7 protein-coding genes are annotated in these 8,519 nt (G+C 44.3%); 1 reads left to right on the forward strand and 6 read right to left on the reverse strand.

Going from position 1 to position 8,519, the window contains the following annotated elements; genetic code table 11:
• Window positions 1-17: 17 nt before the first annotated feature.
• From lpxB to purC, 6 genes are all read right to left on the reverse strand, one after another.
• Entirely contained in the window at window positions 18-1,187 is a 1,170-nt protein-coding gene (gene lpxB, locus G1O98_RS34775; protein WP_163938346.1) for a lipid-A-disaccharide synthase, read from the reverse strand.
• A gap of 124 nt (window positions 1,188-1,311) precedes the next feature.
• Window positions 1,312-2,130 carry an acyl-ACP--UDP-N-acetylglucosamine O-acyltransferase gene (lpxA, locus tag G1O98_RS34780; RefSeq protein ID WP_163938349.1) on the reverse strand — a complete coding sequence of 273 codons (819 nt, stop codon included), beginning with the start codon at window positions 2,128-2,130 and terminating at the stop codon, window positions 1,312-1,314.
• A 304-nt stretch (window positions 2,131-2,434) separates the two neighbouring features.
• Window positions 2,435-2,965: a 3-hydroxyacyl-ACP dehydratase FabZ gene (gene fabZ, locus G1O98_RS34785; protein ID WP_163938352.1), complete on the reverse strand. Its 531-nt coding sequence runs from the start codon at window positions 2,963-2,965 to the stop codon at window positions 2,435-2,437.
• A 98-nt stretch (window positions 2,966-3,063) separates the two neighbouring features.
• Window positions 3,064-3,936, reverse strand: coding sequence for a UDP-3-O-acyl-N-acetylglucosamine deacetylase (gene lpxC / locus G1O98_RS34790; protein ID WP_163938355.1), 873 nt, complete (start codon window positions 3,934-3,936; stop codon window positions 3,064-3,066).
• Window positions 3,937-4,126: 190 nt separating this feature from the next.
• The gene (locus G1O98_RS34795) at window positions 4,127-6,622 is read right to left on the reverse strand and encodes a BamA/TamA family outer membrane protein (RefSeq protein ID WP_163938358.1); all 2,496 of its coding nucleotides are present in this window, start codon (window positions 6,620-6,622) and stop codon (window positions 4,127-4,129) included.
• A 176-nt stretch (window positions 6,623-6,798) separates the two neighbouring features.
• Complete coding sequence (gene purC, locus G1O98_RS34800; RefSeq protein WP_114083869.1) at window positions 6,799-7,536, reverse strand: phosphoribosylaminoimidazolesuccinocarboxamide synthase; 738 nt, start codon at window positions 7,534-7,536, stop codon at window positions 6,799-6,801.
• Between the two features lie 680 nt (window positions 7,537-8,216).
• Here purC and G1O98_RS34805 point away from each other — a divergent pair.
• Window positions 8,217-8,492 carry a hypothetical protein gene (locus G1O98_RS34805; RefSeq protein WP_175586984.1) on the forward strand — a complete coding sequence of 92 codons (276 nt, stop codon included), beginning with the start codon at window positions 8,217-8,219 and terminating at the stop codon, window positions 8,490-8,492.
• Window positions 8,493-8,519 lie beyond the last annotated feature (27 nt).

Genomic DNA, 8,519 nt, shown 5'->3' on the forward strand with positions numbered 1-8,519 from the left:
TCCCCAGTCCCCAGTCCCTAATCCCCACTCCCCGCCACCATTTGCAAAATCTCTTGAGCAGCGCGATCGCACACTCCAACTTCTCCTAAACTTTGCCGCATTTCTTCATAATCTAGCAAAGTTTGCTCTCTGCGACTGGGATTGAGTAATAATTCCATCGCAGCTTGGATAATATTCTCTGCTGTGGCTTGCTCTTGTAAAAATTCTGGCACAATCGGCTTCATCACAACTAAATTTGGTGGCGATGCAAAGGCGATAGAACCTTTGAGGATTTTACGAGCTATCCAAGCAGTCAGGCGACTGAGGCGGTAAACTACAACTTGGGGTACATTTAACAGAGCGAGTTCTAAATTAACAGTACCAGATTTACTAATGGCTAAATCAGCCGCAGCAAAAACTTCCATTTGTTGACCTGATAAAACTGTAGCCCGTAAACCGTAACGCCTAATAGCCTCTTCAATTGGCTGTCTATAGACTTCCAAAGATAGGGGAATCCAGAAATGAACTTCAGGTAATTTAGCTTGAAGAGTTTGGGCAGCTTGAAAAATAATTGGTAAAAGATATTTTAATTCTTGGCGGCGAGAGGCGGGGAGAAGTGCGATCGCAATTTGTTCTGGCGCAATCCCCAGTATTGCACGCGCTGCTTGGCGACTGGGAGCGTCTTGCATTCGGTCAATCAAAGGATGCCCTACCCAAGTAACTTTTGCCCCTTGCTCATGAAAAAAACGGGCTTCTTGTGGGAAAATTGCCAACAGCTTATCTGTAAAACTAACAATCCGGTTAGTTCTACGTAAACTTAATGACCAAGCCCATTCTTGGGGAGCAATATAATAGACCACAGGCACATCTGGTAGCTGCTGTTTCATATAAGTCCCAATTTCCAGATTAGGAGTCATATAATCGATCAGCACTACTAAATCTGGTGGATTTTGTTTTAGAGAAGCGATCGCCTGACGTTGTACCTGGAGAGTAGGTAAAATATAAGGCAAACCTTCTAGAATACCCATTGAGCCAATACTACTAGTATTGCCCAGCAGAATTGCCCCAGCCTCCAACATTTTTTCGCCACCCAGCGCCACAATCTCTAATTTCAACCCAATCGCCATAGCTTGACGCTTCAGCGCTGTAATTAGCAGCGACCCTTGTAAATCGCCAGATACTTCGCCAGTGCTGATAAAAATCCGCATTTGATAATTGGTAATTAGTAAAAACTTAAGAATGAATACTTAGGAGTGCGGAGTTAAAAATTTAATTCATCAATTCATAACTCCTGTAGAGACGCGATTAATCGCGTCTCTCCTAACTCATAATTCACGATTCATCACTCGTGCTTTTTTTCCCTTTACCGGGAATCAAACCACGTCTACCTGGCATCTGAGAAAGTAGCAGGAAGCGACGCAGATGTTGTAATTGTTCGCTATCCCCTAAAAGTTCCAGTTTTTCCAAGGCATCCTTAAAGGACAAATCAGAACGGTAAAGAATGCGGAAGGCTTTTTTCAGCGCAAGCAAATCTGCTGAGTCCATACCAGACCGTTTAAGTCCCACAAGGTTGAGGGTTCGCACTCGCGCCGGATTTCCCTCTACTAGCATATATGGGGCTACATCTCGGTCAATACGTGCCATACCTCCCACCATTGCGTGTCTACCAATATGCACAAATTGATGGACACCTAAAACCCCACTCAGCCTGGCGCGTGATTCAATATGCACATGACCCGCCAACGCTACAGAGTTGGCAATCACTACCTGGTCTTCAATTACGCAGTTATGGGCCACATGGACATAAGCCATCAGCAAGTTACCATCGCCAATTACTGTTGCTTCACCAGCACCAGTAGCGCGGTTAATAGTAACGTACTCACGAATTAAGTTGTTATCACCAATTTTGACCCAAGTTGGTTCTCCCACAAACTTGAGATCCTGGGGTTCCATACCGATGGCTGCACCTGTAAAAATCTGATTTTGCGCCCCAATCTCACAAGGCCCCTCTAACACAGCATGAGCGCCGATTATTGTTTCAGGGCCCACTTTGACATGCGCTCCAATCACAGCATAGGCACCGACTTGCACTGTATGGTGGAGTTCCGATTTCGGATGAATTACAGCAGTTGGATGAATTAGCGTTTTCAAGGGTGAATCTCCAGAACTGTCTTGATAAGTCAGCGCCAGATAGGGTTTCTAAGGCAGCGTGTTAATCTGGTTAAGAGATTTATACAAACTACCGCCCCATCAAGGCGACTGGTAGAGCGTGAAGCATTTCAGTGAACGAAAGTGTCGGGCAAAGCAAGTTAAGTGTGTTCGAGTAGCATCTCGTAGGGAGGGCGTGGAAAATCAAGAAATTATCAGATGCTGTTGTGGACTTTTTTTAACTGTTCCTTTTGTAGGATTCAGTAAGGGCATTTCACGGCTATGCCCACACCACGAAAGCAAACTTTTAGTTGACTAGAGAAAACATTAATTCCCCTTCACAAGCAAGTTGACCGTCAACTTCGGCACGACCTTGCATCTTACCGAAACGACGTTGTTTTACCCATAACAGTTCCACCGTCATTACTAGTTGATCCCCCGGTACGACCTGGCGGCGAAAGCGAACTTTATCGATACCAGCGAAAACAAATAGCCCGCCTTCTACCGAAGACATTTGAGTGAGAACAATGCCCCCAACTTGTGCCATTGCTTCGACAATTAGCACCCCTGGCATCAGTGGACGGCCGGGGAAATGTCCTTGGAAATAGTGTTCGTTGATAGTAACATTTTTAACGCCAACAGCTTTTTTACCTGGAACGTAGTCAATTATTTTGTCTACAAGTAAAAATGGGTAGCGGTGGGGTAATAATTTTTGAATTTCTTCAGAGGTGAAAGTTGTTTTAATTTCAGAGGTGATCGTAGTCTCATTTATACCCTGTAGTTCGGTAGATGTAGGTGTAGTTGGATCGATAGTATTCACTTCAGTGAGGATTGACATTGGCCCTATAGTTAATTTTTCATCTGAAAGTTTAGCAGGCAGGCGCAGATCGAAACCTTAATAATCCGGGATTTTAAGCTTTAGAGCAAATTCAAAATCTACAATCGTTCGACTGAGCGAAGTCGAAGTCCAAAATCTAAAATTTTCTGAGCCAGTTGAATGTGTAAATTATGGCTGGCTTTATACGCTAAGAAATGAGCCTTAGGAAAAGTTCCTAGTAAACTCAAATCTCCGACTAAATCCAAGATTTTATGACGGACTGGTTCATTTGCAAATCTCAATGGGGGATTTAGCCACCCTTCTGGCCCGCAAACAAGTGCATTATCTAAGCTACCACCTTTAATTAACCCAGTTTTTTGCAAGTGTTCAATTTGATGCAGTAACCCAAAAGTACGGGCAGGAGCAATTTCGCCAGCAAAGCTAGCAGAAGCTTTTTCTAGTTCAGTAGTTAGCGACCAACTATACCATTGATTACCAATGGCGGGCAGGTCAAAATCAATACCGTAACTAAAACGAGTTTCTGGTGCTGGGAGGGCACATACAAAGGCATCCCCTTGATAGACCCATATTGGTTCTGTAACAGTCAAAGGAACTTGGTTGTTAACGGGTTGTGATACTAGGCCAACTTGGGCAATGTTGGCTACCCACACACTTGCTGAACCATCCAAAAGCGGGACTTCTGACCCATCAATTTCAATCCGGGCATTATCCACACCCATACCCGAAAGTGCTGCCAACAAATGTTCTACCGTGCGAACATATACCTCACCCTTACCCAACTGAGTTGAGAGAACAGTGTGGCTAACTGCCGCAACTTGGGCTGGAATAATCGGCAAATCCGGTAAATCCACCCGCACAAAGTAGCGTCCACTCCCCGTTTCAGCTGGTAGTATCCGCACCTGGGTATTCACACCGCTATGCAATCCCACCCCTAATTGGGTGATTTCGGCTGCTAGAGTGTGCTGTTGCATAGCCGAAAAGTCAATATATTTTGTTTAGTATTGTTCATCGTCTGTTTTGGTAAAGTCCCTGATATTCCCCTAAAAAAGTCATTAATCCCTTTATCGGAACAGTATTGAGGTAAATGTCAAAATTAGCAAGCTAATTGTCATTTGTCCTTTGTGATCCACTAATGACTAATGACAACTGACTAATGACAAACTAGAACCTTTCGCCAATACCGAAATTAATCCGACTATCTCCGTCATCGTTGATACCGTAGTCAATACGAATTGGCCCCAGTGGAGACTGGACGCGAACGCCAAGTCCATAACCGTAGCCACTACCATTTTTGTTCAATACTTCAGCCGCCCTGGTGCTAGTTCCCAGATCACTGCCGAGATCAAAAAATAGTGCGCCACTGACTACTGAAAAAACTGGGAACCGATATTCAACAGATGCTTGCACGTAAGAGCGTCCACTACCTAATGCTCCTTCTTCGTAACCCCGGACGGAGTTGCTACCTCCAAGAGTAAAGGCTTCGTAGGGCGGCAAGTCACCAAGGATGGTTCCTGCTTGCAGGTTAAATGCTAAGGTTTGTGCCCCCTTGGTAAGGTTAATCAGCTTAATGGGTAAATATTGGCTGTAGCTACCCCGCAATCTGGTGAGGAGAATGTTTCCTAGTCCGATGGGAACCGACTGATCAACCCCGAAGCGAAGATAAGAACCGCTAGTTGGTTGCAATGGGTTATTACGGAGATCGCGCTGTGCCCCCAGTTGCAGCAGTAGTAAATCGTCTTCACCTTCCGAAGACAAGGTAAGTGGAATTTCTAGTGGTTGATTATTGGCGGTAGGGTTTCCATTCTCGTCGAGCGGAACTCCATCATCATTGAATACCGCTCCTGTTTTTCTGAGATTGCCATCGGCATCACGGGCAGAAACTCGTTGATACTGTAAACCTGCTGAGGCAGTCCAAACGGAAGTTTTGTAAGGATTGCTGGAAAGAGGACGGGTAAAGGTGACACCGCCACCTAGACGGAGAATGCGGGGGCGATCCTGAGAATCTGTATTACTGGCATTATTTGGGTCAAAAGTCCTAATATCTTCATCTTTGCCATCAAAAATCAAGGAAATGGAACTGCGGCGAAAAAGATTGGTTGTGTAGGAAGTTCGGTAAGGATCTCCCGCAATCCAAGGGTCTGTATACCGCACGTCAAATAGCAGTTCTCGTTCTCCCACCTGGACTTCTGCGCCCAGTTTTTGGTTTCTACCGTTCAGGTTTTGCTGTTGATAGCTAACTGTTCCAAAAAGTCCGCTAGCAGAACTAATCCCTGCCCCAGCCGCAATAGAACCACTACTGCGCTCCGCTACATTCACGACTACATCCACCTTGCTGGGGTCAGTTCCAGGGTCTAGGGAGACATTCACATCTTCAAATAGCCCTAGCCCATACACGCGCTGTAGGTCTTTTTGCACCGTGTTGCGGTTGAATGTTTGCCCTGGCTTCAACTCCAATTCTCGGGTAATGATGTAATCTTGTGTCCGTCCGCGAATTGGTTGTCCCTTCTCGTCTGTCTCTTGACCATCTTTATTGCGGAACCGGACTCTAATATTCTCTACTACACCTTCTGCTACTTGTAGGGTAACAACTCCGTTTTCAGAGACTTGGGGCGCTCCAATGACGTTGGCTAGCACATAACCTTGGTCTTGATACCGCTTGTTTAACTGCTTGATGCCTTCTTGCAAGTCACGCAAGTTGAGGATTTTGCCATACTGCTCCTTAAATACTTCATCCACAGTAGTAGGTGGGAGTACAGAGGGAACACCAGTGCCAGGATTGGCTTGCACTTCTACTTTGCTCAGGACGGGGTTAGGCTGTACAACAAAGCTCACCCGCACTCCCAAGGGGGTATCTTCTGGTGATGCTTGGACGTTGGAGAAGAAGCCAGTACCAAAGATGGCGTTAATATCTTCTTGCAGTTGGCTGCGAGTTGTTGTTCGTCCTGGTTGGGTACGAATTACCCTGTAAACTTGTTCTTCCAGTTCTGGTGATAGTTGCCCAGACTGGGATCTAATAAGTACTTCCGACACCAGTACGCGGGGGTCATTGGCTTCCGGGGCTGTGTTGGGTTGAGTACTTTCTGGAGTTGTCGGCGGGTTAACATTCTGCGGACTGGGTGTAGTACCTGGTCTTGGAGCAGGTGTTCGTTGTTGACCATCTGGAAATGGAACGTCTGGAGCGGTAGATGGTTCTGGAGTTGTAGGTAATAAAGGTTCTGTTGTCGGTGGATTGACGTTCTCTGGGACTGGAGTCGTCTCAGGAGTTTGGAAAGGCGTTGGTTGTTGAATTTCTGGCGGTGGGATGTCCGGGGCTGGAGAGGGCTGTTGAGTTGGGCTGGGATTGATTTGAGGGGTTTGTTGTGCAGTTTTTGGCGTTGTGGAGGTTGGCACTATTACCCCTGGTGTCGGATTAGCAGGGTAAACTGCGACAATCCGAGATTTCTGTGCCTCTATAATCCCTGTGAGATTAGATCGAGATTTGAGATTTTTACTAGAGTCAAGCTGACTAGTGTCCTTTTCTGGCTGTTGATTTGTTTCTAGTGTCAAAACTTCTGTTGTCTGTTTTGAAGTTTTGGCAGTTTCTGCTTTTGCACTCAATGAGCCGCCCAAAGGGACTGTAATTGCTATTGCTGCCAGCAATACGGGAGATAAACGCATTTTACTTATGATTCCTCTTCACGACCACACACACACGATCACAAGGCAATAATGCCCTCATGCCAAAGGTAAAATTCAAAATATAATTTTTTTCTTTTGCTTTTTTACTTTACAAGGCAAAAGGCAAAAGGCAAAAGTTAAATATAATTCCTTCTGACCTTTTGGTTTTTACCTGTTTAAGTTGTAGTTTCTACTGCTTTTAGCACTCTTTGTAAAACCTCCTGGTAAGCATCCTCTACATTTCCTAAGTCTCGGCGAAAGCGGTCTTTGTCCATTACCCGGCGATTTGAGTCCTCTTCTGTGGTATCCCACAAACGGCAGGTGTCGGGGCTAATTTCGTCTGCCAAGAGCAACTGCTGTTGTGAGTCCAAACCAAACTCTAGCTTGAAGTCTACTAGGGTGATGCCGCATTGCTGCCAAAATTTATTGAGAAATTCATTGATTTGCAATGCTAGATGTGTAATTGCATCTACTTGTTCCGCAGTAGCTAGTTCTAGTAGGTAAAGGCGATCGCGTGTGAGCAAAGGATCTCCTAAGTGATCGTTTTTGTAATAAAACTCAACCAAAGGCTGTTTCAGAATTGTACCCACTGGCAAGCCTGTTTGTTGACACAGACTGCCAGCTGCAATATTTCTGATCACTACTTCTAAGGGTAAAATTTTTACTGCCTTCACCAGCATCTGATTCGGGGTAGGGCTGTCGATAAAGTGAGTCTTTATACCATAAGCCTCTAACTGTTTAAAAAGCTGGCTGGAAATGCTACAATTTATTTTTCCTTTTCCTTGGATACTGCCACGTTTTTGGGCGTTAAACGCCGTGGCATCGTCCTTAAAATCAGCCAACAAGACTTCCGGATCGTCCGTTGTATAGAGAATTTTTGCTTTGCCTTCGTATAACTTGGAATTCACAGACATGGTGGCAGTTAAAGTTCTAGGCGATGGACGATTTTTGTCCTTTCGGGCTTAACCATTTTATCTTTAGTTATTAACTATTAGCCATCGGTGATTTTTGAAGAGGATGCAAGGACGCGGAGAATTTAGCAGAAAAGTATGAGGGAGAAGAATTTTCTCCTCAGTAAGAGCAGCAACCCATCCCTCTGCCTCTTTTCAATGCTCAATGCCCTCCATTAGCCAGTTGCTAAATATTAACAACTGAATCTCTAACTTTTAACAGAGGACAAATGACTCTGGTTTATACTATGTTTAGCTAAGTAGTATGACTGTTTAAAATGTAACTATTTTTGCCAAAATTCTTTGCTAAGATATACTTGTATTTTTTAAGAGTTTTTAATTCAGGGTTTGGACTGAAGTTAATTACAATTTGAACTTCATAAATTAAGATGAGATAAATTGACGATTGGGAGGAAAATCAAATATTCTCTCTAGTTACTTGAGCAGACATTTTTTCTGTAACATTTACAACAAGAAAAAGTATTTCAAGCTTTATCCTCTAGTCTCAAAATCTCAATCAACTAATTCGTGCATAACCAATTGGAAAAAGAGTTGGATGATTTGCTTTTCCGCAGTCTGACGAAAGTAAAGATTAAGGTAGCTAGGATTTCGCTTCAGACATTTGAATAGAAGGTAATTAATAAATGGAGAACAAAATATTGAATAAGGATGATTTTCTTTACCCTCGTGGTCGCTACTACGGTCAGGTAAAGCCAGAAAACCTGGTTTTTAATGCGAATCTACAAGAATTTGCCCAACGCGTAAGCTACATTTGCAACTTAGAAACAGGTGGAAAGCTGCCTCCAGGTGAAGCTTACAAACAAATAAGGGATCTATGGAAACAGTTGAAACACTCAAAGAAAGAACTGCGAATTGGTGAAGATCCGTTTCAGGATGACCAAGGGGAGGCTCAAGGTTGAGAAGGCAGAGGGCAGGGGGAAGGGAGC

The organism is Nostoc sp. UIC 10630, from assembly GCF_010747425.1.
Classification (GTDB): Bacteria; Cyanobacteriota; Cyanobacteriia; order Cyanobacteriales; family Nostocaceae; genus Nostoc.

Bases quoted from the DNA above. Each gene is read 5' to 3' on its own strand.
- G1O98_RS34805 (WP_175586984.1), top strand. From the start codon at position 8,217: ATGGAGAACAAAATATTGAATAAGGATGATTTTCTTTACCCTCGTGGT.
- lpxB (WP_163938346.1), bottom strand. From the start codon at position 1,187: ATGCGGATTTTTATCAGCACTGGCGAAGTATCTGGCGATTTACAAGGG.
- lpxC (WP_163938355.1), bottom strand. From the start codon at position 3,936: ATGCAACAGCACACTCTAGCAGCCGAAATCACCCAATTAGGGGTGGGA.
- fabZ (WP_163938352.1), bottom strand. From the start codon at position 2,965: ATGTCAATCCTCACTGAAGTGAATACTATCGATCCAACTACACCTACA.
- G1O98_RS34795 (WP_163938358.1), bottom strand. From the start codon at position 6,622: ATGCGTTTATCTCCCGTATTGCTGGCAGCAATAGCAATTACAGTCCCT.
- purC (WP_114083869.1), bottom strand. From the start codon at position 7,536: ATGTCTGTGAATTCCAAGTTATACGAAGGCAAAGCAAAAATTCTCTAT.